Source organism: Pseudomonas sp. SK2, assembly GCF_016772395.1.
In the GTDB taxonomy this organism is placed as follows: domain Bacteria; phylum Pseudomonadota; class Gammaproteobacteria; order Pseudomonadales; family Pseudomonadaceae; genus Aquipseudomonas; species Aquipseudomonas taiwanensis.
This window is the reverse complement of record NZ_CP061944.1, coordinates 226,056-252,235: the sequence shown is the minus strand read 5'-3', so window position 1 is coordinate 252,235 and position 26,180 is coordinate 226,056. Positions and strand designations below refer to the sequence as shown.

At 62.5% G+C, this 26,180-nt stretch carries 26 protein-coding genes and 1 tRNA gene; 10 read left to right on the top strand and 17 right to left on the bottom strand.

The features are described 5' to 3' along the window. Positions 1-59: 59 nt before the first annotated feature. Positions 60-1,337, bottom strand: coding sequence for a 4-aminobutyrate--2-oxoglutarate transaminase (gene gabT, locus IF103_RS01105; protein WP_023378142.1), 1,278 nt, complete (start codon positions 1,335-1,337; stop codon positions 60-62). A gap of 177 nt (positions 1,338-1,514) precedes the next feature. Continuing rightward, complete coding sequence (gene gabD, locus IF103_RS01100; protein ID WP_023378141.1) at positions 1,515-2,957, bottom strand: NADP-dependent succinate-semialdehyde dehydrogenase; 1,443 nt, start codon at positions 2,955-2,957, stop codon at positions 1,515-1,517. Between the two features lie 275 nt (positions 2,958-3,232). Here gabD and IF103_RS01095 point away from each other — a divergent pair. Both IF103_RS01095 and IF103_RS01090 read left to right on the top strand, forming a co-directional pair. Beyond that, positions 3,233-3,309 (top strand) — tRNA-Arg (locus tag IF103_RS01095). A gap of 207 nt (positions 3,310-3,516) precedes the next feature. Then, complete coding sequence (locus IF103_RS01090; RefSeq protein ID WP_023378140.1) at positions 3,517-3,954, top strand: CBS domain-containing protein; 438 nt, start codon at positions 3,517-3,519, stop codon at positions 3,952-3,954. A 12-nt stretch (positions 3,955-3,966) separates the two neighbouring features. On the opposite strand, the gene IF103_RS01085 is transcribed toward IF103_RS01090, so the two are convergent. The 3 genes from IF103_RS01085 to IF103_RS01075 all read right to left on the bottom strand — a co-directional run bounded on the left by IF103_RS01085 (position 3,967) and on the right by IF103_RS01075 (position 5,439). Beyond that, positions 3,967-4,605 carry a hypothetical protein gene (locus tag IF103_RS01085; RefSeq protein WP_023378139.1) on the bottom strand — a complete coding sequence of 213 codons (639 nt, stop codon included), beginning with the start codon at positions 4,603-4,605 and terminating at the stop codon, positions 3,967-3,969. Between the two features lie 70 nt (positions 4,606-4,675). Beyond that, positions 4,676-4,918 (bottom strand): DUF2789 domain-containing protein, encoded by a 243-nt coding sequence (locus IF103_RS01080; protein ID WP_023378138.1) that lies wholly within the window; start codon positions 4,916-4,918, stop codon positions 4,676-4,678. Positions 4,919-4,980: 62 nt separating this feature from the next. Beyond that, positions 4,981-5,439 (bottom strand): aminoacyl-tRNA deacylase, encoded by a 459-nt coding sequence (locus IF103_RS01075; protein ID WP_023378137.1) that lies wholly within the window; start codon positions 5,437-5,439, stop codon positions 4,981-4,983. A 173-nt stretch (positions 5,440-5,612) separates the two neighbouring features. Between IF103_RS01075 and IF103_RS01070 the strand changes: the two genes are divergently transcribed. After that, a complete protein-coding gene (locus tag IF103_RS01070; RefSeq protein ID WP_027907886.1) occupies positions 5,613-6,962 on the top strand; it encodes an NfeD family protein in 1,350 nt (449 codons plus the stop codon). A 2-nt stretch (positions 6,963-6,964) separates the two neighbouring features. Beyond that, entirely contained in the window at positions 6,965-7,717 is a 753-nt protein-coding gene (locus IF103_RS01065) for a slipin family protein (protein WP_023378135.1), read from the top strand. A gap of 58 nt (positions 7,718-7,775) precedes the next feature. On the opposite strand, the gene IF103_RS01060 is transcribed toward IF103_RS01065, so the two are convergent. From IF103_RS01060 to IF103_RS01050, 3 genes are all read right to left on the bottom strand, one after another. Further along, positions 7,776-8,408, bottom strand: coding sequence for a LysE family transporter (locus IF103_RS01060; RefSeq protein WP_023378134.1), 633 nt, complete (start codon positions 8,406-8,408; stop codon positions 7,776-7,778). Between the two features lie 121 nt (positions 8,409-8,529). Continuing rightward, positions 8,530-9,117 (bottom strand): mechanosensitive ion channel family protein, encoded by a 588-nt coding sequence (locus IF103_RS01055; RefSeq protein WP_023378133.1) that lies wholly within the window; start codon positions 9,115-9,117, stop codon positions 8,530-8,532. Continuing rightward, the gene (locus tag IF103_RS01050) at positions 9,117-11,027 is read right to left on the bottom strand and encodes an ATP-binding cassette domain-containing protein (protein ID WP_023378132.1); all 1,911 of its coding nucleotides are present in this window, start codon (positions 11,025-11,027) and stop codon (positions 9,117-9,119) included. Before IF103_RS01050 ends, IF103_RS01055 begins: the two co-directional genes overlap by 1 nt. A 50-nt stretch (positions 11,028-11,077) precedes the next feature. Between IF103_RS01050 and IF103_RS01045 the strand changes: the two genes are divergently transcribed. Continuing rightward, a complete protein-coding gene (locus IF103_RS01045; protein WP_023378131.1) occupies positions 11,078-11,560 on the top strand; it encodes a TIGR02444 family protein in 483 nt (160 codons plus the stop codon). Here IF103_RS01045 and IF103_RS01040 read toward each other — a convergent pair. Continuing rightward, complete coding sequence (locus tag IF103_RS01040; RefSeq protein ID WP_202675805.1) at positions 11,536-12,678, bottom strand: AlgP family protein; 1,143 nt, start codon at positions 12,676-12,678, stop codon at positions 11,536-11,538. The genes IF103_RS01045 and IF103_RS01040 overlap by 25 nt on opposite strands. A gap of 225 nt (positions 12,679-12,903) precedes the next feature. Here IF103_RS01040 and IF103_RS01035 point away from each other — a divergent pair, with 225 nt between their 5' ends. After that, entirely contained in the window at positions 12,904-13,569 is a 666-nt protein-coding gene (locus IF103_RS01035) for an FKBP-type peptidyl-prolyl cis-trans isomerase (RefSeq protein WP_202675804.1), read from the top strand. 9 nt (positions 13,570-13,578) lie between these two features. Here IF103_RS01035 and IF103_RS01030 read toward each other — a convergent pair whose 3' ends face one another. The 7 genes from IF103_RS01030 to IF103_RS01000 form a co-directional block, all read right to left on the bottom strand. Next, entirely contained in the window at positions 13,579-14,049 is a 471-nt protein-coding gene (locus IF103_RS01030) for an Rsd/AlgQ family anti-sigma factor (protein ID WP_023378128.1), read from the bottom strand. Between the two features lie 231 nt (positions 14,050-14,280). Continuing rightward, positions 14,281-14,784 (bottom strand): disulfide bond formation protein B, encoded by a 504-nt coding sequence (locus tag IF103_RS01025; RefSeq protein ID WP_202676151.1) that lies wholly within the window; start codon positions 14,782-14,784, stop codon positions 14,281-14,283. A 221-nt stretch (positions 14,785-15,005) separates the two neighbouring features. Beyond that, complete coding sequence (locus IF103_RS01020) at positions 15,006-16,244, bottom strand: heme biosynthesis protein HemY (RefSeq protein ID WP_023378126.1); 1,239 nt, start codon at positions 16,242-16,244, stop codon at positions 15,006-15,008. Beyond that, positions 16,241-17,341, bottom strand: a complete 1,101-nt coding sequence (locus IF103_RS01015) for a uroporphyrinogen-III C-methyltransferase (RefSeq protein WP_023378125.1) — start codon at positions 17,339-17,341, stop codon at positions 16,241-16,243. Before IF103_RS01015 ends, IF103_RS01020 begins: the two co-directional genes overlap by 4 nt. Before the next feature lie 45 nt (positions 17,342-17,386). Further along, positions 17,387-18,154, bottom strand: coding sequence for a uroporphyrinogen-III synthase (locus IF103_RS01010; protein ID WP_023378124.1), 768 nt, complete (start codon positions 18,152-18,154; stop codon positions 17,387-17,389). Continuing rightward, positions 18,151-19,092, bottom strand: a complete 942-nt coding sequence (hemC, locus tag IF103_RS01005; protein ID WP_023378123.1) for a hydroxymethylbilane synthase — start codon at positions 19,090-19,092, stop codon at positions 18,151-18,153. The genes IF103_RS01010 and hemC overlap by 4 nt, the downstream gene beginning before the upstream one ends. 158 nt (positions 19,093-19,250) lie before the next feature. Next, positions 19,251-19,994 (bottom strand): LytR/AlgR family response regulator transcription factor, encoded by a 744-nt coding sequence (locus IF103_RS01000; RefSeq protein WP_023378122.1) that lies wholly within the window; start codon positions 19,992-19,994, stop codon positions 19,251-19,253. Positions 19,995-20,304: 310 nt separating this feature from the next. Between IF103_RS01000 and argH the strand changes: the two genes are divergently transcribed. Beyond that, a complete protein-coding gene (argH, locus tag IF103_RS00995; protein ID WP_023378121.1) occupies positions 20,305-21,699 on the top strand; it encodes an argininosuccinate lyase in 1,395 nt (464 codons plus the stop codon). A gap of 75 nt (positions 21,700-21,774) precedes the next feature. Here argH and IF103_RS00990 read toward each other — a convergent pair whose 3' ends face one another. Beyond that, positions 21,775-22,437, bottom strand: coding sequence for a glutathione S-transferase (locus IF103_RS00990; RefSeq protein ID WP_023378120.1), 663 nt, complete (start codon positions 22,435-22,437; stop codon positions 21,775-21,777). Positions 22,438-22,549: 112 nt separating this feature from the next. On the opposite strand from IF103_RS00990, the gene IF103_RS00985 reads away from it, so the two are divergent. From IF103_RS00985 to IF103_RS00975, 3 genes are all read left to right on the top strand, one after another. Next, a complete protein-coding gene (locus IF103_RS00985) occupies positions 22,550-22,852 on the top strand; it encodes a hypothetical protein (protein WP_023378119.1) in 303 nt (100 codons plus the stop codon). A gap of 69 nt (positions 22,853-22,921) precedes the next feature. Next, entirely contained in the window at positions 22,922-23,167 is a 246-nt protein-coding gene (locus tag IF103_RS00980) for a TIGR02647 family protein (RefSeq protein WP_023378117.1), read from the top strand. Between the two features lie 144 nt (positions 23,168-23,311). Then, complete coding sequence (locus tag IF103_RS00975; RefSeq protein ID WP_027907883.1) at positions 23,312-26,176, top strand: class I adenylate cyclase; 2,865 nt, start codon at positions 23,312-23,314, stop codon at positions 26,174-26,176. Positions 26,177-26,180: the final 4 nt, after the last annotated feature.

Genomic DNA, 26,180 nt, shown 5'->3' with positions numbered 1-26,180 from the left:
GCGTTTTCTTGGCACAAAAAAAACCCGCCGAAGCGGGTTTTTTTCTGACGCAGGTCACATCAAGCGAGTTCAGCGAAGCACTCTTCGATGATTGCCAGGCCTTTGTCCAGCAGCGCGTCTTCGGCGGTCAGCGGAACCAGGATACGCAGAACGTTGCCGTAGGTACCGCAGGACAGCAGGATCAGCCCCTTGTCGCGCGCCTTGGCAACCACCTGGGCTACCGCGGTTGGGTTCGGGGTGTGAGTGCCCTTCTCGAAGACTTCGACAGCAATCATCGAGCCCAGGCCACGAACATCACCGATGATCGGGTGCTTTTCCTGAATCTTGCGCAGGCCAGCGGTCAGGCGCTCGCCAACAGCCTTGCTGCGGTCCAGCAGCTTCTCTTCCTCGAACACCTGAATAACGGCCAGGGCCGCGGCGCAGGCGATCGGCGAACCGGCATAGGTGCCGCCCAGGCCGCCCGGGGCGATGGCGTCCATGTACTCGGCTTTGCCGCAGACACCGGCCAGTGGGAAGCCGCCGGCGATGGATTTGGCGAAGGTGGTCAGGTCAGGCGCAACGCCCATCTGTTCCATGGCGAAGAAGGTACCGGTACGGCCAGCGCCAGTCTGTACTTCGTCGGCGATCAGCAGGATACCGTGCTTGTCGCACAGCTCGCGCAGACGCTTCATCAGCTCTTTCGGCGCTGGCAGGAAGCCGCCTTCACCTTGTACTGGCTCGAGGATGATCGCGGCGATGTCGCGCGGCTCGGCGTCGTTCTTGAAGATACGCTCGACCGAAGCAATGGCGTCGTCAACGCTGATACCGTGCAGCTCGCTCGGGAACAGGGCGCGGAAGATGCCACCTGGCATCAGGCCCATGCCAGCGGAGTACGGCACGACTTTACCGGTCAGGCCCAGGGTCATCATGGTGCGGCCATGGTAGCCGCCGGTGAAGGCGATGACGCCAGCACGGCCAGTGGCGGCGCGGGCGATCTTGACGGCGTTCTCGACAGCTTCGGAACCGGTGGACACCAGCAGGGTTTTCTTGGCGAAGTCACCTGGAACCAGTTTGTTGATCTTTTCGCACAGCTCTACATAGGGCTCGTACGCCAGGACCTGGAAGCAGGTGTGGCTGACCTTGGTCAGCTGCTCTTGCACGGCCGCGACCACTTTCGGGTGCAGGTGGCCGGTGTTCAGTACGGCGATGCCGCCAGCGAAGTCGATCAGTTCGCGGCCTTCAACGTCGATCACGGTCGAGTTCTTCGCGCTTTCGACGAAGATCGGGTGGATCTGGCCAACGCCACGTGGGACGGCGGCTACACGACGTTGCATCAAGGATTCGTTGGTCTTGCTCATAATGCCCTCATTCGCGCCGACTCTGACGGCGCTCTTATTCGGGGGTGGCTGGCGCTGCCCGCGATCAGTATTCGTTGATCGACTGTCGCGAACGGCCTGGCCACCAGGTACTGCAGTGTCAAAAAGACCAGCGAGGCGTCGCTCTCGCGCCCCGCTGGCAGAGGTAAAGCCTTTACATCAAATGCTGATGCACAGGTATTTGATTTCGAGGTAGTCCTCGATACCGTACTTGGAACCTTCGCGACCCAGGCCGGAAGCCTTGATGCCGCCGAACGGCGCCACTTCGTTGGAGATCAGGCCGGTGTTGATACCCACCATACCGTATTCCAGGGCCTCGGCAACACGGAACACGCGGCTCATGTCACGGGCGTAGAAGTACGAAGCCAGACCGAACTCGGTGTCGTTGGACATGGCGATGACTTCGGCTTCGTCTTTGAAGCGGAACAGCGGCGCCAGCGGGCCGAAGGTTTCTTCCTTGGCGACGGCAGCGGTCTTCGGTACGTCGACCAGGATGGTCGGTTCGAAGAAGTTGCCTTCGATGATCTTGCCGCCTGCCAACACCTTGGCACCTTTGCCAACGGCGTCTTCGATGTGCTCCTGGACCTTGGCGACAGCCTTGCCATCGATCAGCGGGCCAGTGGTGGTGCCTTCTTCCAGGCCATTACCGATCTTGAGCTTGGCGACAGCGGCAGCCAGCTTCTGGGCGAACGCGTCGTAGACACCGTCCTGCACGTAGATACGGTTGGCGCAGACGCAGGTCTGCCCGTTGTTGCGGTACTTGGAGATGATCGCGCCCTCGACCGCCTTGTCCAGGTCGGCATCGTCGAACACGATGAACGGGGCGTTACCACCCAGCTCCAGGGAAACCTTCTTGATGTCCTTGGCGCATTCTTCCATCAGCTGGCGACCGATTTCGGTCGAGCCGGTGAAGGACAGCTTGCGTACCAGGGAGTTGCCGGTCAGCTCGCCGCCGACTTCGCCAGCGCTGCCGGTCACGACGCTCAGCACGCCAGCCGGGATGCCGGCACGGTTGGCCAGCTCGACCAGGGCCAGGGCGGAGTACGGGGTTTGCGAAGCAGGCTTGAGCACCATGGTGCAGCCAGCGGCCAGGGCCGGGCCAGCTTTACGGGTGATCATCGCGGCCGGGAAGTTCCACGGGGTAATCGCGGCGGTGACACCGATCGGCTGCTTGATGACGATCAGACGCTTGTCCGGCTGGTGGCCCGGAATGGTGTCGCCGTACACGCGCTTGGCTTCTTCGGCGAACCACTCGATGAACGAGGCGGCGTAAGCGATTTCGCCCTTGGCTTCGGCCAGTGGCTTGCCTTGTTCGGTGGTCATCAGGCGAGCCAGGTCGTCCTGGTTCTCGATCATCAGTTCGAACCAGCGGCGCAGCTTGGCCGAGCGCTCTTTGGCGGTCAGTGCACGCCAGGCCGGCAGGGCCTTGTCGGCGGCTTCGATGGCGCGGCGAGTTTCCGCGGTGCCCATCTTCGGCACGGTACCGATGACTTCACCAGTGGCCGGATTGGTCACCTTGATGGTCTGGCCGCTGTCCGCGTCCAGCCATTCACCATTGATGAAGGCCTGTTGGCGGAACAACTGAGCGTCTTTGAGCTGCATGTCGGCTTCCCGAATTGTTGATTGTTGAAAAGCGCGCCCGTGGCACGGAGCGTTTGAAATCTCAAACGAATGCTAAGCGGGTGCTGGGGTGTTGGACAATAGGCTGTTCGAAAAAAAGAACGAACGGTTGAACACCCCGTCTGGAATTTCACGGTGCAACCTCCGCCAAGCCGGCCCCTGCAGGTACAGCGTGGTGCCGGACGACTGGGGGAAAAATGGCCACAGATCAAGGCGATGGACGTCATCGACACAGATGGGTATTATGCGTGCGCGTTGCACTCGTAGCTCAGCTGGATAGAGTACTGCCCTCCGAAGGCAGGGGTCGTGGGTTCGAATCCCGCCGAGTGCGCCATATCAAAAGCCCTGGGATCACTCCCGGGGCTTTTTCGTTCTGGCCGCCTGACAGGCCACTCGCGAATGAGCCCGGCCGAAAACAGGCGCGCCGCGTCATGACGTTTTTCAATCGCCTCCATGCCGTTTCCTGCATTGCCGTGCAAGCCTTCGTACCGGATGCTTTATTTACTCGGACAGATCGCTTTTTCCACCCGCAGAGGCCTGTATGAAGAACGTCGAACAAATCCTCAAGACCAAGTCCCAGCATCAGACCGTCTACACCATCGGCCCTGACGACTCGGTGCTCGACGCCCTGAAGTTGCTGGCAGAAAAGAATGTCGGCGCACTGCCCGTGGTGGAGAACGACAAAGTGGTGGGGATCGTCAGCGAGCGTGACTATGCCCGCAAGCTGGTGCTCAAGGGCCGCTCTTCGGCTGCCACGCCGGTGCGCGACATCATGAGCGCGCCGGTGGTCACGGTGGAGCCCAAGCAGAACCTCGAGTACTGCATGAACCTGATGACCGACCGGCACCTGCGGCACTTGCCCGTGGTCAGCAATGACGAACTGCTGGGCTTGTTGTCGATCGGTGACCTGGTCAAGGAAACCATCGCCGAACAGGCCAACCTGATCAAGCAGCTGGAGCAATACATCCGCGGCGAATGATCGCCTTGGTATTCAATGGTAAGCGCGCTCCAGTTCGTCCAGCTGATGGTCGAAACTGCGCAGGCGCGCCGACCAGGTGTACACCAGCACTTCAAGATCCCGATTCAGCACTGCCGTGTTGCCATGGCCCGTGCTAGACGGCTCGCACAGATCCAGCTGATAACGCTCGCGGGCCATGGCCGTCGCCACGCTGGACAGGTCACGGGCGTTGGCAAGCCAGCGGTGATGATGGTCGTGCACTTCGCGGTCGAGCGCCCGGCATTGGCGCTTGAGCGCATCCAGGCTCTGCTCCAGTGGCGTCCCCTTGAGTTCGCCCATGACCTCTTCGAAGGTACGCCCGGAGTGCCAGTAGCTACCCCAGAAATAGCGGTCGAACACAGTCTCGACACGGCGCAGCGCAACCTTGGTGTTCCAGATGGTCAACAACGTTCGCCCCTGAACCACCTCGCGCTTGTTCAGGTGCAACTGCTGCCAGGCGATCCAGGCCAGTCCCATCAGGGCAACCGCCGCGGTCACCGCAGCGGCGGCATAGAGGAACTGCACCGCCTGGTTCATCTGCTGGGTATGGCGGATGCCATAGAAATAACCGGCCGTCAGTGTGCCCAGGATCGTCACGGAGCACCAGAAGCCTGGCGCGTAGGGATCTTTCATTGCGCTATCCCCTCTTGTTTTTCCTGAGCATAGCAACGGCCAAATCACTCATCAGGTGCCGCTCGGCGCTTTATTTACGAGGGCGACGTAAGGCCTCGTTCAACTGGTCGAAAGGGACCGCCCAATCGGCATCTTCGATGATGCTGTCCTGCAGGAAAGCCCGCTGGGCGTCGGTCCAGAACGGTGCATCCACCAGTTTTATCTCATTCTTCAAGGGCGAATGGCTGGCGATGAACTGGTCGATGCTCACGGCATCGTCCGGCAGACCCAGTTGCTTGAACAATTCCGCGAATGGATGGATCGGTGCTTCCATGATTCCTCCTCATGCGCCGGGCAGACCGTCCACGACGCCGGCCCGGCATTGGTTTGAGAACATCAGCACAGCTCGCGCACTTCGGCGCTCGGCACGAGCTTGAGGTATTGCTCCATGCTCATGTGGATCAGGTGATCGTGATCGCCTGCTTCGAGGTAGACATCGCCTTGACGGGTGATGTTGGGGTCCAAGAGCATTTTTATAGCGTAGGCATCGCCCACCGCAGGCACGGCGCCTCGCTCGCAATCGACGAAGAGGCTCGGTAGCCCGCTCTCGCGGGTAAGTTGCCAGTCACCGGACATGCGTACCTTGCTCATGTCCAAATGGCGGTTGGCCGGTAGCACCGCCATGATGTAGTTGCCATGACGGTCATCAAGCATCACCGACTTGGCAACCCGTTCCGCGGGTACACCGGCCGTGCGTGCCGATTCCAGGCTCGTGGCGGAGTGTGGATGGGGAATGATGTCGTAATCGCAGTTGGCCTGGTCCAGGCGCTGCTGCAGGGTCTTGGCCATACGCATGATGCACCTCCGGTTCGCCCCCCAAGTCTCTGTCAGGAGCGGCCTTACGTCGCGACGAGCTGAAGATCAGCTTCGAAATACCTTGGTGACGCGGCCCCTAATCTCCAAGTTTAGGCCTTACCCCAACAGGCACGACTAAACTTCATTTACAGAGGTGGACGAGGTGACGACAGGTGATCAGGTGCTGCGTGCGCTGGCTATGTCTGTTACTGATGCTCGGCACCTTCCAGAGCGGCCTTGCCGCGCCCGCTCCAGTCTGGCTGCTGAGCATCGACGATGCCATCGGCCCGGCCAGCGCCGATTACCTGATTCGCAGCCTTGAACAAGCCCATGAGCAAGGCGCGCAGTTGGTGGTCATCCGCATGGATACCCCTGGCGGCCTGGACAGCGCGATGCGCCAGATGATCAAGGCTATTCTCGCGAGCCCTGTCCCTGTGGCCAGTTACGTGGCCCCCAGCGGCGCCCGCGCCGCCAGTGCTGGTACCTACATCCTGTATGCCAGCCATGTGGCAGCCATGGCCCCGGGAACCAACCTTGGCGCCGCAACGCCGGTGCAAATCGGCGCGCCGCCAGGTACCCCCAAGGATGACAAGGCCAAACCCAGTGGTGACGAAGACGCCCTTGCACGCAAGCAGGTCAATGACGCCGCGGCCTACATTCGAGGCCTGGCGCAATTGCGTGGACGCAATGCGACCTGGGCGGAGCAGGCCGTGCGCGAGGCCGTCAGCTTGTCGGCCAGTGAAGCGCTGCGTCTGAAGGTGGTCGACCTGGTCGCCAGTGACCTGCCCGATCTGCTGCGTCAGCTCGATGGCAAGACACTTACGGCTGCTGACCAGCCACGCCCGTTGCAAACCGATGGAGCTCGCGTTGTCGAGCACTTGCCGGACTGGCGCACCCGGCTGCTCGCGGTCATCACCAACCCGAGCGTAGCGCTCATTCTGATCATGATCGGTGTGTACGGCTTGCTGTTCGAGTTCATGAACCCCGGCTCGGGGGTAGGCGGAGTGGTGGGAGGGATATGTCTGCTACTGGCGCTGTATGCCCTGCAGCTGCTACCGGTGAGCTATGCGGGGGTGGCGCTGATCCTGCTCGGCCTTGCGTTCATGATCGCCGAAGCGTTCCTACCCAGTTTCGGCGTGGTCGGTTTTGGCGGCATCGTCGCCTTTGTCGTCGGCGCTGTGATCCTGATGGATACCGACGCCCCTGGCTTCGGCATACCGTTGGCGTTGATCGTCACGCTCGCAGTGGCTTCGGCACTGCTGCTCGGCGGCGTGGTGGGCATGGCCCTCAGGGCGCGACGACGGGCGCTGGTCAGCGGTGATGCCGGCCTGGTCGGCAGCCTGGTGAAGGTTACCCAAGTGATGGCGGACAACCCGTTCTGCGGCTCGGTACAGGCCCAGGGCGAACAATGGCAAGTCCAGTGCAAGACACCGCTGCAAGTCGGCCAGTCCGTCCGGGTGATGGCCCGTCACGGTGTCATGCTGGATGTGAGCGCTGCAGCACCCGGGGCGCAAGGGGAATGATGATGTTCATGCAATTGGGCTTCGGTGCCCTGCTGATGTTGCTGGCGGTTTTGCTGCTCTCGGCGTTTCGCATCCTGCGCGAGTATGAGCGTGGTGTGGTGTTCCAGCTGGGGCGCTTCTGGCAGGTCAAAGGGCCTGGACTGATCCTGTTGATTCCAGTGATACAACAGATGGTCAGGGTCGACTTGCGCACGGTGGTACTCGACGTTCCACCGCAAGACGTGATCACCCGCGACAACGTCTCGGTCAAGGTAAACGCCGTGCTGTACTTCCGCGTACTGGACCCGCAAAAGGCGATCATCCAGGTGGAGGATTTCCTCGTCGCCACCAGCCAGCTGGCCCAGACCACCCTGCGCGCTGTGCTCGGTAAACATGAGCTCGATGAGTTGCTGGCCGAGCGCGAGCAACTCAACTCGGACATTCGCCAAGTGCTGGACGCGCAAACCGATGCCTGGGGCATCAAGGTAGCCAACGTCGAGATCAAGCATGTCGACCTGAACGAGTCGATGGTCCGGGCCATTGCCCGCCAGGCCGAGGCCGAGCGTGAGCGGCGGGCCAAGGTGATCCATGCCGAAGGGGAGTTGCAGGCTTCGGAAAAACTGATGCAGGCCGCGCAGATGCTCAGCAAGGAGCCAGGGGCCATGCAACTGCGCTACATGCAGACCCTGGGGACGATTGCTGGAGACAAGAGCTCGACCATCGTCTTCCCCTTGCCGCTGGACCTGCTCAAGGGGTTGATGGACCGGCAGAAATAGACACGGTCGAGTCGCGGGTCGGTGCAAGGAGATGGGCTGCACGGCAGCCCACGCTCAATCAGAGCGGCGCACGACGCAAGGTGGCCAGGAAAGTCGCCGCGCCGATGAACAACCCGGCAAAGGTGCGGTTCAGGCGCTTCTGTTGCTTAGGCGTACGCAGCAGGCGCAACACCCGCGAAGCCAATCCGGTGTATCCGGCCATCACCAGCATGTCGACGGTGACCATCGTTATGGTGATCGCCACATACTGCGGCAGCAGCGGCGCGTGCGGATTGATGAACTGCGGCAGTACCGCCAGCATGAACACCAGTGCCTTGGGGTTGCTGACGTTCACCAGAAAACCACGGAACACCAGGCTCAGCGGCTTACCGATGGGGCGCACTCCCGACTCGTCGGACATGTCCATCGGCAACGCCTGCCATTGCCGATAGGCCAGGTAGACAAGGTAGAACACGCCAAACCACTTGATGACCTGGAAGGCGGTGGCAGAGGCGGCAAGGATGGCGCCGACACCGGCGGCAATGATGGCGATCTGCATGATCAGGCCCAGTTGCAGGCCCAGGGCATTCCAGTAACCGCGCCAGAAACCGTACTGCAGCCCACTGGACATGGAGGCGATCGCCCCCGCACCCGGCGACAGGCTGATGACCCAGCACGCGGCAAAGAAGCCCAACCACACTTCCATCGACATCACACACCTCGCTCGAACATTTGTTGCAAAACATTAAGCTAAGGTGTTGGCGAAAAAATAACCAGTGCTTTCTGAAGGATTTGTATCGCCGGAACACAACGCCACGGCCGCCTCGGACAACTCAGTCCGCCTCGACCGAAGCGTCTTGCTGGAGGGACTGCACCTCGGTTCCCCGCCAGCGACGTACCGACTTCTGGAAGAACTGACTATTGGGTACCTGCACCAGCGCACCACCGGCCTCGGGCATTTCCATCAGCGTGGTGAACAGCAGGTTGATAGCGATCACCCGACCTTTGACGCCAGGTTTGTCGAGGGTGTCGACCAGTTCGACCACATCACCGATGCGAAACGGCCCGACGGTGAAGATCAACACCGCACACAGCAGGTTGGACAACACGCTCCACATGGCGAAGAACGCCACCGCAGCGACGGCGACGAAGCCGGACAACGCCGTCCACAACACCGTCGCCGATACCCCCATGCGCTCCAGCACGAAAAGCAGTGCACTGCCCATGATCAGCCAGCGCAGACCACCACGCACAGGCATCAGCAGCTCCGGCGGCAAGGGGTAACGCTGGCCCAGGCGGCTGAGGCCACGGGCCACGATACGCTGAAGGACGAACGCTACGACCAGAATCAGCAGTATCTGCAGCCCAAGCCAGAAGGTATCCATCCATTGCCCCGGCAACAGCGAGCGCAGCTCCTCCATCAGGACAGCGCCTCGAGTTCGGCCTGCATGCTTTCCAGAGTCTCCAGGGCTTCCATCCAGGCTTCCTCCAGCTCGCCTTCGCGCTGCTTGAGCTTGCTCTGACGACCCAGCAGGTCACGCAACTCGTCCTTGCGTGCTGCGTCGTACAGTCCGCCATCGCCCAGCGCGGTCTCAATTTCGGCCAGCTGGCTGTGCACCTGATTGAGCTCGGCCTCGAGCTTCTCGGCCGCACGCTTGTGCGGCGCCAGTTGCTGACGCAGGGCCGCTGCTGCCTGGCGCTGGGCCTTCTTGTCGGTCTTGTCCGGGTTGGCCACCGTGCTGTTGACCGGCGCGCTGCGCTGGCGGTAATCGACCAGCCAGCGGCTGTAGTCGTCCAGATCGCCATCGAAGGTGTCGACCTTGCCATCGGCCACCAGCAGGAAATCGTTGGTGGTGCTCTTGAGCAGGTGACGGTCGTGGGAGACCACTACCACGGCACCGGCGAACTCCTGCAGCGCCATGGTCAGAGCCAGGCGCATTTCCAGGTCGAGGTGGTTGGTCGGTTCGTCGAGCAACAACAGGTTCGGGCGTTCCCAGGCGATCAGGGCCAGGGCCAGGCGCGCCTTCTCGCCACCGGAGAAATTCACCACCGGCTCGTCGACACGGTCGCCATGGAAGTCGAAGCCGCCAAGGAAGTCGCGCAACGTCTGCTCGCGCTCGGTCGGGGCAATCCGCTGCAGGTGAAGCAGCGGGCTGGCCTTGTCGTCGAGGGAGTCGAGTTGGTGCTGGGCGAAGTAGCCGACGGCCAGGTTTTCGCCGCGCACCAGGCGCCCGCCCAATGGCTGCAACTCACCGGCGAGGTTCTTGATCAAGGTCGACTTACCGGCACCGTTAGGGCCGAGCAGACCGATGCGGGCACCCGGCGCCAGTTGCAGCTTGACCTTTTCCAGGATCGCCTTGTCGCCGTAGCCCAGACGCCCTTCGGACAGGTCCAGCAACGGACTGGAGATTTTCTCCGACTCGCGGAAGACGAAGTCGAACGGCGAATCGACATGTGCCGCCGACAGCTCTTCCATGCGCTCCAGGGCCTTGATCCGGCTCTGCGCCTGGCGAGCCTTGGTGGCCTGGGCCTTGAAACGAGCGATGTACTTCTCCATGTGCGCACGCTGGGCCTGTTGCTTCTCATAGGCCTGCTGCTGCTGCGCCAGGCGTTCGGCACGGGTGCGCTCGAAAGCCGTGTAGCCGCCCTTGTACAGGTTGAGCTTGCGCTGCTCGACATGCAGAACGTGATCGACCACGGCGTCGAGGAAATCGCGGTCATGGGAAATCAGCAATAGTGTGCCGGGGTAACCTTTGAGCCAGTCCTCCAGCCACAGGATCGCATCGAGGTCCAGGTGGTTGGTCGGTTCGTCGAGCAGCAACAGGTCGGATGGGCACATCAGTGCCTGGGCCAGGTTGAGGCGCATCCGCCAGCCACCAGAGAAATCACCTACGCGGCGGTCCATCTGCTCGTTGGTGAACCCCAGGCCGGCAAGCAGCTTGCGCGCACGGGCATCAGCGGTATAGCCGTCGGCGCTGTCCAGCTCACTGTGCAGGCGCGCCAGCGCGGTGCCGTCGTGGGCAGCCTCGGCGGCGGCGAGTTCAGCCTGGACCTTGCGCAGGCGGACATCGCCATCGAGCACATAGTCCACGGCAACCCGGTCGAGGGTATCGACCTCCTGGCGCATGTGGGCTATGCGCCAGTCGCCCGGCAGCTGGCAGTCACCGGCATCGGGCGATAGCTCACCGCGCAGCAGGGCGAACAGGCTGGATTTTCCGGCACCGTTGGCGCCGATCAGGCCGGCCTTGTGACCGGCGTGCAGGGTCATCTCGGCGCCTTCTAGCAAGCGCTGCGGACCACGCTGTAAAGTGAGGTTGGATAGTCTGATCATGATGGTCGCGGAGTCTACCAGCTTCCTCGGCCCGTAGCGTGAGTGGAATCATGTACACCGACCTATGGAATCACGCCCTCGCTTTGTACGCCCGGCCTGGTGTGGAACAGGCCTGCCTGGCACTGCAAGCGTCAGGGGCCGATGTCTGCCTGTTGCTGTGTGGCACCTGGCTGCAAATACGTGGAGTGGCAGCCAGTCGCGCGCGCGTGGGTGCCTTGCGTGAATTGGCCGCCCCCTGGCAACGCGAGGTAGTGGCCCCACTGCGCCACCTTCGCCAGCAATGGCGTGAAGCGGCGACGAGCGACCCGCAGTTGCTGGCGCTGCGCGAACAGGTCAAGGGGCTGGAACTGCAGGCAGAGAAGGCGCTGCTCGAACGCTTGCAGCAGCGTTCGCAACAATGGCCCGCGGACGCTGGTGAGCGTACGGAGGATTGGCTGGCCCTGCTCGTGCCGGACCAGGCCCGAAGCCACGACGCGCTGGTTCGATTGCGCGTCGCGGCCGCAGGGACTCAGGACGCCGAGGACGGCGCCTGAACAGCAGTACTCACAGGTGCCGGCGATGGGGCGGGAGCGGCCGAATTGGTCGCGGGTGCGGGTGAGGCCGGCTTGGCTTCAGGTGCCTGGCTGACGGCTGGCTTGGCTGGCGCCTTGGCAGCAGTTGGCTTGGCGGTAGCAGCTTTGACGGGAGCTTTGGCAGCGGCTGGCTTGGCAGCAGTGGCTTTGGCTGGCGCCTTGGTAGCCGCCGGCTTGGCAGCAGTTGCCTTGGCGGGGGCTTTCGCAGCAGCTGGCTTGGTAGCAGTCGCCTTGGCTGGAGCTTTCGCAGCAGCTGGCTTGGCAGCAGCAGTCTTGGCTGGGGCTTTCGCAGCAGCTGGCTTGGCAGCAGCAGCCTCGGCGGGGGCTTTCGCAGCGGCGGGCTTGGCAGCAGCAGCCTTGGCGGGGGCTTTCGCAGCGGCGGGCTTGGCAGCAGCAGCCTTGGCGGGGGCTTTCGCAGCGGCGGGCTTGGCAGCAGCAGTCCTGGCTGGGGCTTTCGCAGCGGCGGGCTTGGCGGCAGCAGTCTTGGCTGGAGCTTTCGAAGCAGTTGGCTTGGCGGCAGCAGTCTTGGCTGGAGCTTTCGCAGCAGCGGGCTTGGCGGCAGCAGTCCTGGCTGGGGTTTTCGCAGCAGCCGCTTTGGCAGGAGATTTGGCAGCGGCTGGTTTAGCGGCAGCCTTCGCCGGCGCCTTGGCAACCGCAGGCTTGGCTTTAGTGGCCACTGCACGCTGGTCGAGCGCCTTGCTCACGGCTTCACGAACCTTGCCAACACCCTGGGCCAGTTTCAGGCTTTCCTGAGCATCGCGCTTGAGTTGTTGGATATAAGTACGTGTCTGCGATTGACGGTCTTTGAGCGAATCGAGCAACTCTTCAAGTTCGCCAATGGCTTTGTGCGCTTTGCTCTGGGCCTTGGCTTTGCCTGCCTTGGCCGCGTCCTGCAACTTCAGGCGACCGTTATGCAGTTTTTCCTGGGCCTTTACGCGTTGTTTTTCCAACTTGGCCAGCAGTTTCTCAGCATCCGCCAGCGCTTGGGAGCAGGCGTCTTCCAAATGTTCGAGCAGGCTGCCCGAAAGTTGCTGGAGCAGGTGCAACGGCGTACTGACTGGCTTCTTCTTAGCCGACATGGTTTACCTCCTGGCTGACGAGATTGCGGCTCATACTATGCTTCTGCTGCTACCGCCGCTAGGGCATGTTGACAGTATCGATGGCGCCGCGTTGCATGCCTGGGCAAAGTTGTTATCTTGCAGCTCCGTGCAAGTGTAGTTGCTTAATAAATCGTTGCTGATATTTACACATCCATCGACAACAGGGCTGGCATACTTCCCCGCTCATTGGAGCAGGAGTTGAGCATGTCTCGTCATCTTTTATTCGGCCTTTGCCTTCTGGCCACCGCTGCCCTGGCCAACCCTGACACCCCTCCTGCCAACGACCAGGATCTCGCCTACAGCCTTGGCGCCAGCCTGGGTGAGCGCTTGCGCCAGGAAATGCCCGGGTTGCAGCTGGATGCCCTGATCGAAGGCCTGCGCCAGTCCTATCAAGGCCAGCCGCTGAAGCTCGACAAAGCGCGGATGCAGGCCATCCTCCAGCAGCATGAAGAACAGGCAGGCAGCGCCGTCGAGCAGGCTGAAGCGGACAAACTGCAGGCAGTGGAAACGCGCTTCATGGCCAACGAACGGGCACGCGCTGGCATGCACGAGTTGCCAGAAGGCGTGCTCTACAGTGAATTGCAAAGCGGTACAGGCGCTCAACCCAAGGCCGGGGGCAAGGTACAGGTGCGTTACGTAGGCCGATTGCCGGATGGCTCTGTGTTCGACCAGAACCAGCAGCCGCAATGGTTCAGCCTGGACTCGGTGATCGAAGGCTGGCAGGTGGCATTACCGCACATGAAGACAGGTGCGAAATGGCGCTTGGTGATCCCTTCGGCAAAAGCTTACGGTGCCGAGGGCGCAGGTGATCTGATTGCGCCCTACACACCACTGGTGTTCGAAATCGAGTTGCTGTCGGTGGCTAACTGATCCAGGCCATCAGGCCTGGACAACATCCTCTTGGCTGTGCGCGTTATGCAGCACTTCGATCAGGCAGTCTTCGAGTTCGAAGCGCTCGTGCAACAGGCTGCCCAGCTTGCCCAGTTTCTCGGCAAAGCGCTCGGTGTCCTTGCACTCGCCCTTTTCGCAGTGGTCGTTGAAGGCGATGGCGATCTGAGTGATGTCGTTGATCCGCGGGTTGATTTCTTCGGCGAGCTTCAGCGCTTTCTCATCACCGAAGGCCTTCGCCTCGCTGACCAGTTGCTCACACACTTCGAAGTGCCACGCCGAAACGTAATCGACCAGGATCGCGCAGAAATCGCGGTTCTTGTCCTTGTCGGCAAAAGCTGGCTTGACGTCCCGCAAATTGCGGAAAGCCTGCACCAGGTCCTGGCGCTCTTTCAGCCAGCGGTCGATCAGCTTGTGAACCCCACCCCAGCGTTCCTGAGCGTTCTGACAACTATCGAGCATGGCGTTCTCATCCCTTCTGGGTAGATGCCGCTGCACCTCGCACCACGACCGTGCAGCACAAAGGTGACATCAGCAGGACGGCATCGAGCAGTTGTGTTTTCGGTATGCGTGCTGGGAGATTATTCCCGCGCGTGCTGAGCTTCAAGGTACGCAGCGGACAAAGTTCATACAAGTGTTTAATACCCTTTCTCAGCACCATTGGTCGCGCTGCAGGGTCGGCCTTGCTCTGGATCAAGCTTTGCTCAGTGTGCGGAAACGATACGCCAGCAGGCAGCTCAAGGGCAGCGCCGCCAGGAGCAGGAAGGCCAAGAGGCTCCATTCTGGCAGCGTCAGCTCGAGAAAACTCCAAGTCAGCGAGTTGCAGTCAGGACCTCCCAGCAGCAGCTGCCGTGCAGCCTCGCTCCAGGAGCGCTCCAGCACCTGCAGGAACGGCAGCGGGCAACCGTGCACCGTCTCATCACCTTGCAACCAGACATGCCGCCCGGCGAGCAAGGCCCCGCTGCCAGCGAAAGCGAGCATCGCCCGTGAGTAGCGAAGCTGCCCCGATGGCCCAGGGAAATGCAACACCGCGCAGAGGCCCGCGAGCGAATAGAGGCCAAGCAGCAGACGCTGGCTGAAGCACAGCGGGCAAGGAACCAGCCCAAGCGCGTACTCCAGATGGAAAGACGCCAGCAGCACGGCCAACGATGCAAGGCATGCAGGAACGAAATAGGTGCGCAAACGGGCCGGCAGCATGGGCAGTGAGAGTCCCAGGGTCAGTGACATGGCCTGAAACGGTAGAGGAAACGCGCGCTTTGTTTCAAGGCGCTACAGGCGTGACAAGTCGCTGAATAGCAGAGAATTTTCCAGTCGTGCAGTAGGAAAACTCCGAAGAAATGGACTGCAGAACCAGCTTACAGAAGAAGATAAGTTACCCGGCCCGTGAACCCGCGCCTTGGCGCGGGCCCATGGGTCGGTCAAGCGCGAACGCTCTCCGGCAGCGGCAAGGCCAAGAGGCGCTCGTCCAACAGACCCAAGCCTTCCTGGAACAGCTGATTGCTGCGCTCGGTTTCACCCAGGCCTGCCAATAGACGGGCCAGTTCAGCACAGGCTTCAGGGTTGCGCTCCATCCGCAGGCTGCTCTCCAGGTAATCGCGCGCCTTGCCCCAGAGGCGGTTCTGCAAGCTCAGGCGCCCCAATGTCAGCAACAAGCTTGGGTCTTGTGGATGGGCCTTGAGCCAGCCCTCGGCAGTTTGCAGCTGCCGCGCGGGGTCATCGCCACGTACCAGCCCGTAGAGGCGGGCCAGGTGGCTTTCGTATTCGCGCTTCAGAGCGTTGCGCAGCACCTGCTCAGCTTCACCCTGGGCGCCCACCTGCCGCAGTTGCTCGGCGTAGGCCAGCACCAACTGCGGCTCCTGACGCTGTGCCGAGGTCAGTTGCTGCCAGGCCCGTTCCAGTGACTGGCGCGCGCTGCCTGGATCTTCACCGCGGGTCGCTGCCAGGCTCAGGTTCTGGCCCCAGGCGCGTTGCTCCAGCGCGGCGAGTTCATCGGCGGGCAGCACCTTGCCCTTGCGCAACTCAGGCAGCAGACGGATCAGCGCCGACCAGTCGCCACGCTCGAGATACAGGCGTTGCAGCAAACGCAGCACCTGGCCGTTGTGCGGGTGGCGCTCGTGCATCGCCAGCAGGGTTTCCAGGGCGCCATCACTGTCGCCACGGTCCATCTGCAGCTGGGCATGGGTCAAGGCCACCGCCAACTCAGCCTGGGGCTGACGCTCAAGAGCGCGCTCCAGCAGGTTGTCGCTGTCTTCCGTACGCCCAAGCTCGTTGGCGGCGCGGGCAGCGCCGAGGTAGTACAGCAAAGGCTGGCGCTCGGCCTCGGCGGCTCGATGCAGGTGACGCTGCGCACTGGCCCAGCGTCCCTCGGCGAGGTCGAGTTGACCCTGTTCGACCGCCAGGCGGATACGCCGACTACGATTGCGCCGCGACCATGGGTTGACTACACCGGAAGACGTCAGCACCAGGCCAACCAGGTAACGCAGCAACCACAGCAGCGCAACGATCACGAGCAATGCTGCCAAAGCCGCCCAGAGCCCCGATTGATAGCGGAAGCTGCCGTAGGAGATCAGCACATAGCCGCTGTGCTTGGCGACAGCAATGCCCAGCGCTGCTGCGACCACGATGGCCAGCACCGCCAGCAAGTAGACGCGCTTCATGGTTTGCCCCCTTCAGCCTCGGCGGGCAGATGGCGGCGCTGGATGTAGGCCTGCACGGCAGCAAGGCTTTCACTCAGGTCAGGGGTAACGACCGAGACCGGCTGTGCGGCCAGTTCATTGAGGCTTTCGAGCATCGCCTTGCTTTGTGGGTTGTCGGCATTGAAGTTGGCCAGCAGCACGCTGCGAGCATCGTCCAGAGCCTGGTCGTACACCTTGGCCTCGCCGTTGAGCGCCGCCCATTGGGCCTGCTCGATGGTCAGGCTCAGGGCCAGGCGAAGCTGGTTGAGCGACTGCCCGGCCAGCAAGGGCCGCACATTTTCATCGGCGTTGAAGTCGATCTGGAAATACTTGGATATCTCTGCCCACCACTGCGACCAGCGACTGGCGCCATCGCCGTCGGAGGTCAAGGCGCCCAGCGCATCGGCGTTGCTATCGAATTCTGGGGACTGGGCACTGAGCTGCTGCACCAGTTCACGTTGGGCGGCAAGCTTGAGGAATAGCCCGGTGCGGTCCGGCTGCTGGGTGCTGTTGAGCGTCGCGAGGCTGCGTGCCAGTTGCTCGCGAGCCGCGAAGGCACCCGGGTCGCTCTGCTCGCGGAGGATTTCGTCGGCCCCTTCGACCAGGGCCTTGGCGCTGGTGATGTCCTGCAACGCCGACAGACGCAGGGTAGCCAGACGCAGCAGGTGCTCGGCCTCGGCCAGGCGCCATTCCTTGCGGCTCTCACCGAGCACGGTCTCCAGACGCTGACTCAGGCGCTGCTGATCACTTTGCAGCTGGGCCACCAGACGACGGCGGTCTTCCAACTCGCTGGCTGCCGGCAGGCTGGCCAGCTGCGCGCTGATCTGCTGCTCGCGCTGCTGCAATGCCTCGGCGCGCAAGGTCAGTGCCTCCAGGTGCTGTCCCTGGCCTTGCTCGCTGCCTTGCAGCTGCCGCACTTGCCAGACACCCCAGCCGCCCACTGCCACACCGGCCGCACCCAGCAGCAGAGCAAGCAGGGCCAGGCCATTACCGGAACGTTTGGTGGGTGTCGTGCTGACAGGATCCGCCGGCGCCTGTGCCGACGGTTGATCATTGTTGGACAAGACAGTTTCGCTCACGTATCCATCCTTTGCATGGGGGCGCATCGCTCTGAGCTTAGCGCCTTAAGAGGCAGGTGCAGCGCTGCGCTGCACGGCTGCCAGCAAGGCCGCGGCACTGGCGCCACGGCAATCCACAACCTGTTGAGCCCCAGCGGCCCTGGCCTGCTCGGCGACTCGGGGGCTTGGCACGAACAGCGGCAGTTGCGCGAGCTTGGCCCAGTCGGCGCCCGCCATTTGCCGCAGATGTTCAAGACCTTGCCCACTGCTGACCATCAGCCCATTGAGGCGTTCCGCTTCGATGCGACGCAGCAACGTGCCCGCCGGATACTCTGGCAGGCATCGACGATACAGTTCCAGATAATCGACACTAGCACCTTGCTCTCCAAGACGCTCGCAGAGCAGTTCGCGACCTCCCTTGCCACGAACGATCAGAACCCGCGGCGCAGACGCCTCGATGGCTTCACGCAATTCAGGGAGCGCCAACAAGGCCTCGCTGTCATCGCCCCGTGGCGGGCAAGTCACGTACGCCCCCGCCTCGCGCAGCACCTGAGCGGTCGCCTCGCCTACCGTGAACCAGCCGCGCTCCGGGAGGGGCAAGCCGACCTCCGCCAACCGTTCGAGCAGCAACCGGGCCGCCGGCTTGCTGACCACGATGATTGCCTGGTAACGGTGCAGATCGGCCAGCAACTGACGTCGACCGTCATCCAGCGCAACTGGCTCGATCGCTAGCAACGGCAGACAACTACTGGCTATTCCTGCGGCAAGCAGGCTCTGCGCCAGTGCCGCGCAGTCCTCTTCGGGCCGGGTCAGCAACAGGCGCCAGGGGCTCACGGGTGACCCGCCTCGCCGTAGACTTCCTTGAGAATTGCCTCGGCACCCTGGCCCAGCAGGTCTTCAGCCACCCGAACACCGAGCGTCTCGGCCTGGGAGCGGGGAGCACGGGCATCGGCCACCAGCAAGGTACCTCCGCTTGGCTGGCCGACCAGCCCGCGCAGCCACAACTGCTCTCCTTCGAGCACCGCGTAGCAGGCAATGGGCACCTGGCAACCGCCATTGAGTCGCTTGTTCAGGGCCCGCTCGGCCACCACGCGGTCAGCGGTGTCGACGTGGTGTAGCGGTGCCAGCAGAGCATGAATCTCGCTGTCGGCGCTGCGGCATTCGATGCCAACCGCGCCCTGGCCGCCTGCCGGCAGGCTGTCATCGACGCTGATGGTCGAGGTGATACGGTCTTCGAAGCCCAGGCGAATCAGACCCGCCGCGGCGAGGATGATCGCGTCGTACTCACCGGCGTCGAGCTTGGCCAGGCGAGTATTGACGTTGCCACGCAGGAAACGGATCTGAAGGTCAGGACGACGCGCCAGCAATTGCGCCTGACGGCGCAGACTCGAGGTGCCGACGATGCTGCCGGCCGGCAGTGCCTCCAGGCTGGCGAAGGTATTGGAAACGAAGGCATCGCGCGGGTCTTCACGCTCGCAGATGCAATAAAGGCCCAGGCCCTCGGGGAAATCCATCGGTACATCCTTCATGGAATGCACGGCGATGTCGGCCTCGTTGTCCAGCAAGGCGGTTTCCAGCTCCTTGACGAACAGGCCCTTGCCGCCGATTTTCGCCAAAGGCGCGTCGAGCAGCTTGTCGCCCCGGCTGACCATGGGCACCAGCGTAACCAGCAGACCTGGATGGGCCTGCTCCAGACGGGCTTTTACGTATTCGGCCTGCCACAGGGCCAAGGCACTTTTACGGGTGGCAATGCGGATTTCGCGAGTGGACATGGAACGCCCCGAACCAGAGAAATGCCGCCGATGATAACAGCTCCGCCGGCTTCGCTAGCAGATGCGGGTCAATCGCTCGTCTGGCGCGGCCTGTTGCGGGGCTATCGTCGGCAAGCCGGCTTGGGCGTGGTCGCAGCCGACTTGCCGACGAGACGCGCTTAGAGCGTCTGCATCATCTTGCGCACGCCAGCGACATGGCGGCGGCTGACTGTCAGGGCATCGCCTTCCAGCCCCTTGAGAAACAGCTGGAAGTGCCCTAGCGGCGTGCGTTGCAAGCGCTCGATACGCTCGCGGGCGACCAGCGCGTTGCGGTGAATGCGTACGAACCGCTCGCCGAATTCGTCCTCGAGTGCCTTGAGGGGCTCGTCGAGCAGCACCTCGCCTGCTTCATGACGCAAGGTGACGTACTTGTGGTCGGCAATGAAGTAGATGACCTGGGGTAAAGGGATCAGCTCGATGCCCTTGCGGGTTCGCGCACTGATATGGCTGCGCGGGCCGCCCCCTTCGCTGCCCGGTCGGGTAAGCGCTGCCAACTGGGCGCGGTTGGGCTTTTCGGCCTTGCGCAGCGCCTCGCGCAGCGCCTGGGGCTGAATCGGTTTGGTCACATGGCTGAGCGCGCTGCCCTTGAACGCCTCGCTACCGTATTCATCGTCGCCGGTGCTGAACACCACCGACGGCGGAGCCTCGCGCTCGCACAGGCGGGCGGCCACCTGCAAGCCGTCAAGGCCTGGCATGCCGATGTCCAGCAGGACCACGTCGGGCTTGAGGCTTTCGATCAGGGCCAAGGCCTCCTCGCCGTTGGTGGCGCTGGGCTCCAGCACGGTGTAACCCTCCAGTTCGCCAAGCAGCCGTGTTAGGCGTTCGCGGGCCTGGGGTTCGTCATCAACGATCAGGACATTCATAATTGCGCTGGATTCCTGAGTGAGTCTCGCACAGGTATAGCGTAGACAGGTATGGTTCGAGCGACACTGCGGTCACGCTCTAGACCGGTGCGATGGCCAAAGATTCACTAGGCCGGCATATTCGTTGCCAGTCCTCTGTCCAACTGTAGACGGTCCGTGGAACACTGCCGTTCAATCGTCAAATATCGCTGGCCTCCCCGCCTGCGGGTATTTTCTCGATATTTCTCTCGACCGGCGTCCTACGGCGGCCAGCCCAACCCTGTTATCATCGGCGCCACTTTTTTCGTTCACGCCTTCAATGAGTGAATCCATGAGCACCGACAAGACCAATCAGTCCTGGGGCGGCCGCTTCAGTGAGCCCGTCGACGCCTTCGTCGCCCGTTTCACCGCCTCGGTCGATTTCGACAAGCGCCTGTACCGCCACGACATCATGGGTTCGATCGCCCACGCCACCATGCTGGCGCAGGTCGGCGTCCTCACCGATGCCGAGCGCGATGCCATCGTCGATGGCCTGAAAACCATCCAGGCTGAAATCGAGGCCGGCAACTTCGACTGGCGCGTCGACCTGGAAGACGTGCACATGAACATCGAAGCTCGCCTGACCGATCGTATTGGCATCACCGGCAAGAAGCTGCACACCGGCCGTAGCCGCAACGACCAGGTCGCCACCGACATTCGTCTGTGGCTGCGCGACGAGATCGACCTGATCCTGGCCGAGATCACCCGCCTGCAGCAGGGCCTGCTGGAGCAGGCCGAGCGCGAAGCCGAAACCATCATGCCCGGCTTCACTCACCTGCAGACGGCCCAGCCCGTTACCTTCGGCCACCACCTGCTGGCCTGGTTCGAAATGCTCAGCCGCGACTACGAGCGTCTGGTCGACTGCCGCAAGCGCACCAACCGCATGCCCCTGGGCAGCGCGGCGCTGGCCGGCACCACCTACCCGATCGACCGCGAACTGACCTGCAAGCTGCTGGGCTTCGAGGCCGTGGCCGGCAACTCGCTGGACGGCGTCTCGGACCGCGACTTCGCCATTGAGTTCTGCGCCGCCGCCAGCCTGGCCATGATGCACCTGTCGCGCTTCTCCGAGGAGCTGGTGCTATGGACCAGCGCCCAGTTCCAGTTCATCGACCTGCCTGATCGTTTCTGCACCGGCAGCTCGATCATGCCGCAGAAGAAGAACCCGGACGTGCCGGAACTGGTGCGCGGCAAGAGCGGCCGTGTGTTCGGCGCCCTGACCGGCCTGCTGACCCTGATGAAAGGCCAGCCGCTGGCCTACAACAAGGACAACCAGGAAGACAAAGAGCCGCTGTTCGACGCTGCCGACACCCTGCGCGACTCGCTGCGTGCCTTCGCCGACATGATCCCGGCCATCAAGCCACGCCATGCCATCATGCGCGAGGCGGCGCTGCGCGGCTTCTCCACCGCGACCGACCTGGCGGACTACCTGGTACGCCGCGGCTTGCCTTTCCGTGATTGCCACGAAATCGTGGGCCATGCCGTGAAGTACGGCGTCGACACTGGCAAGGACCTGGCCGAGATGAGCCTGGACGAACTGCGCCAGTTCAGCGACCAGATCGAACAGGACGTGTTCGCCGTGTTGACCCTGGAAGGGTCGGTGAATGCCCGTAACCACATTGGCGGCACCGCACCTGCCCAGGTGCGTGCTGCGGTGGCGCGCGGCAAGGCCCTGCTGGCTTCGCGCTAAGGCACTCGATCGCTGGCAAGCCGGCTCCTACAGTGGATGTGCGACCTGTAGAAGCCGGCTTGCCGGCGATTGCTTTCAGCGCTTACCGCTGCGCACCATCTCCCTGAACGCCGGCATCGCCGCCTCCTTGTCCGCCACGATCCGCGCCATGTGCGGGTTCTCATTCATTTGACCCAGCAACGCCTTCGCCTGCGGGAAGTCCGCCAGGAAGTCGATGCCCAGCACCTTCTTGCCCACGGCACAAGCCAGGTCCACCGAGAAGCAGAACATCAGGTCGGCGATGGTCATCTGCTCGCCCGCGACATAGGGCGCGAAACGCCCGTTGCGCTTGAGTGTGGCGAACCCCGCCAGCAGATCGGCGCGCGCACGCTCCTTGATCAATGGCTCGACCGCCATACCGAAGAACGACTCGGCATAGCAGGTACGCGCGGGCAACTCTATATACAGCTCGATTTCCTTGAGCAGCTCACGCACCTTGGCCTGGGCAAACGCATCGGCAGGCAGCAATGGCTTACCGCCCTGCGTCTGCTCGATGTAGTCCAGGATGACGCTGGTTTCGCTCAGGAAACCGTGCTCAGTCTCCAGCACCGGCACCTTGCCACGCGGGCTGATGGCCAAGGCATTGGGCAGCTGGCCGCCGAAGAACGGCACCTCTTCGAAGGGGATTTCTTTCTCCAGCAGCGCCAGCTTGACCATGTTGTAGTAGTTGCTGACCGAAAATCCATGAAGCTTGAGCATTGGTTGACAGCCTCCAGGCCGTGTGGGGTTGGCCCGGCTTTTATAGACTGAACAGCCAGGCATGACCAGCCAAGGCGTGGCAAACTGTATGCCCCACTACAGGAGTACCGCCATGAGCGAGCCCACCGACATCGACAATGACGACGAAGAAGCGTTCGCCGAAGCGACGCTGACCCAGGCTATCGAGAACCAGATCGAAAGCGGCGAGCCGCCCGCTGCCAAGGCCACGTTCAACAAGCTGACCCTGGTGGGTTACGCGCGCGAAGACATCCTCAACCTCATGGCCCATGTGCTGGCCATTGAAATCGACAACATGCTCGATGAAGACCGTCCGTTCGACGGTGAGTGGTACGAAACAGCCTTGCGCGCGTTGCCGGAGCTTCCCCCTGAGGCGTATCAAGGCGACGACGAATAAGCCGACTACACTCCAGGATCAGGCACCGCTGCCGGTGCCGCCATCCTCGTCTGGAAGTCAGGAGTCGCCATGTCCTTCACCCCCGAACTGATCGCCGAATTGGAAGTCCTCGCCCTGTTCAACCTGGACAGCCATCAGGAAGGCATCAAGGTCCACAGCAACGCGTCGCCCGCCCTTGTCGCGGCAGCCAAGCGGCTGTTCGACAAACAACTGACCGACCAGCCTGACGGCGGCTACCTGACTAGCCTGGGGCTCGATGCCGCCCAGAGTGTCCAGCAGCTGCTGACCATCCTCAAGACTGCGCAACCGGCCTGATGGCATGGGCCCCATCAGCGGCGCGCCGCTGGTGGGGGCCCACGCGCTGGCAAAATGGCGTCAAATTTTGCGCTTTTCGACTTATCCGACTGCGATACTCAGGCTAAACTCGCCGCAGCTACCCTGGCCTGCTCTGAGCGCTGAATGAACCACCCCCACGAAATCCGCCCCGACCTGGACGAAGGCATCGACCGCAAGGTGCTGGCGAAATTGCGTGCGCGGTTCCTGCAGGTCAACGAAGGCAGGCTGCAGCGCGCCAAGGACGGGCTTTCGACGCGCCAGCAACAGGTGCTGACCCTTCTGCCGCTGTTGTTTCACGTCAACCATCCGTTGCTGCCCGGTTATGTCTCCGGCAGCACACCGGCCGGTGTCTCGGGCTTCGAGCCCGATGCAGAACTGGTCGCCGAGGGCCAACGACTGGCCCGCTCGTTCTCGTACAAGACGCGCCTGGGCAACCCGCATCGGCCGATTCATGGCCTGTTCCTGATGGGGAGCCTGGGTTCCCTGGCCCAGGCCGAACAGAGCGACATGGACCTCTGGGTGTGCCATGCACCAGGCCTGAACGACCATCAGCTCCAGGAGCTGCGGCGCAAATGCCAGTTGCTCGAAACCTGGGCCGACAGCCAGGGCGCCGAAGCGCACTTCTTCCTGATCGACCCGCAAGGTTTCGCCCAGGGCCAGCGAGACAGCCAGCTCAGCTCGGACGATTGCGGTACCACCCAGCATTTTTTGCTGCTCGATGAATTTTACCGCACCGCTATCTGGTTGGCCGGACGTACGCCGCTGTGGTGGCTCGTGCCCGTGTATGAGGAACACAACTATCGCGGCTACACCGAAACCTTGTTGTCCAAGCGATTCATTCGTAGCACCGACGCCCTGGACCTGGGCAACCTGGCGCACATTCCGCCCGGTGAGTTTGTCGGCGCCGGCCTGTGGCAGCTGTTCAAGGGGATCGACTCACCCTACAAATCCTTGCTCAAGTTACTGCTGACCGAGGTCTATGCCAGTGAACACCCGAGCGGGCGCTGCCTGAGCCTGGACTACAAGCAATCTGTCTTCGCCAATCAGCTCAACCTCGATGAACTGGACCCCTACGTGATGGTGTACCGGCGAATCGAGCGTTATCTGCTGCAACGGGGAGAAACCGCCCGCCTCGAACTGGTGCGGCGCAGCCTCTACCTGAAGGTAAACAAGAAAATCAGCACACTTGACCGCTCACGCAACAGTGGCTGGCAGCGTCGGCTATTGCAGCGCCTGACCGATGAGTGGGGTTGGGACGAACGACAACTGGCCATGCTCGACAGCCGTAGCCAGTGGAAAGTGCGCCAGGTCGCCCTCGAACGCCGCGAACTGGTTGCCGAACTCAACCACAGTTACCGCTTCCTCAGCCAGTTCGCACACAACCAGAATGCCAGCAGCCGCGCTGACCAGCGCGACCTCAACGTGCTCGGCCGACGCCTGTATGCCGCCTTCGAGCGCCGGGCGGGCAAGATCGAGGTAATCAACCCCGGCATTGCCCCGGACCTGGCCGAGGACACCCTGACGCTGGTCCAGTCGCCCAATCGCAAGGAGCCTGGCAGCCACCATTGGGGCCTGTACAACGGCAATCTCGGTGTGCACGAGTGGGAACACTTCAGCCCGATCAAGCGCTGCCGCGAATTGCTCGAACTGCTGACCTGGGCCCACCGCAACGGCGTCATCGACAGCAGCACGCGCCTGGCGCTGCACCCTGGGGTCAGCGACCTGACGGAATTCGAGCTGTTCAACCTGCTGGGCAGCCTGCAGCAGAGCCTCCCCCTGCCGTTGGGCAGTGTCAGCGAGGTGCGCCTGCTGCAACCCAGCGTTGCCGATGAAATTCTGCTGCTGGTCAACGTCGGGGTCGACCCGCTGCGCCATCACCGCGACCTGAACATCCTGATGACCACCGAGCGCACCGACTCGTTGAGCTACGCCGGGGTGCGCGAGAACCTGGTGCTGACCGTTGACCAAATCACCCTCAATAGCTGGAACGAAGTGCTGGTGCAGCGTTACGACGGCGAGCATGCGCTGCTGCGTTGCCTACGCGACTTCCTCAACACACTCGGCCAGCGCAGCCATCGACCACGGGTGCGGGTGCGCTGTTTCTGCCACAACCGCGCCCAGGCCATCAGCCAGCGGGTCGAAGAGATTTTCGACACGGTGCAACTGCTGCTCGATCAAGGCCAGAACCATCGCTACCTGCTGCAAGTAGCACAGCATACGCATGCCCTGGAGTTGCAACCCGGCCAAGTCGCCCTGGTCACGCTGGACAGCCAGGAGGCCGTGCTCGATTACCTGGGCGAGGAACGCAGCGCTTACAGCCCACTGTACCTGGACGCCAATGCCCTGCAGGATCACGATCTGCCACTGGTGCTCGAGCAAGGCCGCCCCGACTGCATCCAGGTGTTCTACCGATTGTTCGATGGCTGGGCTGACCTGTATGTGCTCGACGAGTACAACGCCCTGTGGCAGCAACGCCTGCCGCTGCAGGACGAGCGTCATCTATTGCTGCCCTTGCAGCGTTTTCTGCGTTCGGTGGTGATGCGCCGTGATGCCCGCTTACCCCTGGATTACTCAAGGCAAGTGCCGCTGCAAATCCACTATGCGCAGCTGTTGCCGTCCGGGCCTGGCAAGGCACGCGGCATCGAGCCACGACCCGCACCGAACGAAGGCCTCGATCAGCCTTGCTACGAAGTCCAGGCCATTCTTCAGGCAGGCACTGACAACGACGTGCATGTCACGCTCTATTGCGACCAGTTGGAATTTTCCGAGTTGGACCACGGCGATGAGCTGTATGCCGTGGTCGCCCGACAGATTCTCGGCCAGCGTCGTAGCGCCGGGCAGTACCGGTGCTACATCACCGACCTGGACCTCTCGGAGCTGCTCGGCGACGAACTAGGGTCGACCATTCTCTACTTGCGCTACAAGCGCCAACTGGAACAGTCGCTTAACGAGGGCCTGGCACAGTTACAGGCGGCCCTGGAGCCCTGAACGG

Coding starts and splice junctions, on each gene's coding strand:
- argH (WP_023378121.1), top strand. CDS start 20,305: ATGAGCACCGACAAGACCAATCAGTCCTGGGGCGGCCGCTTCAGTGAG.
- gabD (WP_023378141.1), bottom strand. CDS start 2,957: ATGCAGCTCAAAGACGCTCAGTTGTTCCGCCAACAGGCCTTCATCAAT.
- IF103_RS01055 (WP_023378133.1), bottom strand. CDS start 9,117: ATGGAGGAGCTGCGCTCGCTGTTGCCGGGGCAATGGATGGATACCTTC.
- IF103_RS01000 (WP_023378122.1), bottom strand. CDS start 19,994: ATGAATGTCCTGATCGTTGATGACGAACCCCAGGCCCGCGAACGCCTA.
- IF103_RS01045 (WP_023378131.1), top strand. CDS start 11,078: ATGTACACCGACCTATGGAATCACGCCCTCGCTTTGTACGCCCGGCCT.
- hemC (WP_023378123.1), bottom strand. CDS start 19,092: ATGTCCACTCGCGAAATCCGCATTGCCACCCGTAAAAGTGCCTTGGCC.
- IF103_RS01080 (WP_023378138.1), bottom strand. CDS start 4,918: ATGGAAGCACCGATCCATCCATTCGCGGAATTGTTCAAGCAACTGGGT.
- IF103_RS01030 (WP_023378128.1), bottom strand. CDS start 14,049: ATGCTCGATAGTTGTCAGAACGCTCAGGAACGCTGGGGTGGGGTTCAC.
- IF103_RS01075 (WP_023378137.1), bottom strand. CDS start 5,439: ATGCGTATGGCCAAGACCCTGCAGCAGCGCCTGGACCAGGCCAACTGC.
- IF103_RS01090 (WP_023378140.1), top strand. CDS start 3,517: ATGAAGAACGTCGAACAAATCCTCAAGACCAAGTCCCAGCATCAGACC.
- IF103_RS01025 (WP_202676151.1), bottom strand. CDS start 14,784: ATGCTGCCGGCCCGTTTGCGCACCTATTTCGTTCCTGCATGCCTTGCA.
- IF103_RS01085 (WP_023378139.1), bottom strand. CDS start 4,605: ATGAAAGATCCCTACGCGCCAGGCTTCTGGTGCTCCGTGACGATCCTG.
- IF103_RS00980 (WP_023378117.1), top strand. CDS start 22,922: ATGTCCTTCACCCCCGAACTGATCGCCGAATTGGAAGTCCTCGCCCTG.
- IF103_RS01035 (WP_202675804.1), top strand. CDS start 12,904: ATGTCTCGTCATCTTTTATTCGGCCTTTGCCTTCTGGCCACCGCTGCC.
- IF103_RS00990 (WP_023378120.1), bottom strand. CDS start 22,437: ATGCTCAAGCTTCATGGATTTTCGGTCAGCAACTACTACAACATGGTC.
- IF103_RS00985 (WP_023378119.1), top strand. CDS start 22,550: ATGAGCGAGCCCACCGACATCGACAATGACGACGAAGAAGCGTTCGCC.
- IF103_RS01065 (WP_023378135.1), top strand. CDS start 6,965: ATGTTCATGCAATTGGGCTTCGGTGCCCTGCTGATGTTGCTGGCGGTT.
- gabT (WP_023378142.1), bottom strand. CDS start 1,337: ATGAGCAAGACCAACGAATCCTTGATGCAACGTCGTGTAGCCGCCGTC.
- IF103_RS01050 (WP_023378132.1), bottom strand. CDS start 11,027: ATGATCAGACTATCCAACCTCACTTTACAGCGTGGTCCGCAGCGCTTG.
- IF103_RS00975 (WP_027907883.1), top strand. CDS start 23,312: ATGAACCACCCCCACGAAATCCGCCCCGACCTGGACGAAGGCATCGAC.
- IF103_RS01040 (WP_202675805.1), bottom strand. CDS start 12,678: ATGTCGGCTAAGAAGAAGCCAGTCAGTACGCCGTTGCACCTGCTCCAG.
- IF103_RS01020 (WP_023378126.1), bottom strand. CDS start 16,244: ATGAAGCGCGTCTACTTGCTGGCGGTGCTGGCCATCGTGGTCGCAGCA.
- IF103_RS01060 (WP_023378134.1), bottom strand. CDS start 8,408: ATGTCGATGGAAGTGTGGTTGGGCTTCTTTGCCGCGTGCTGGGTCATC.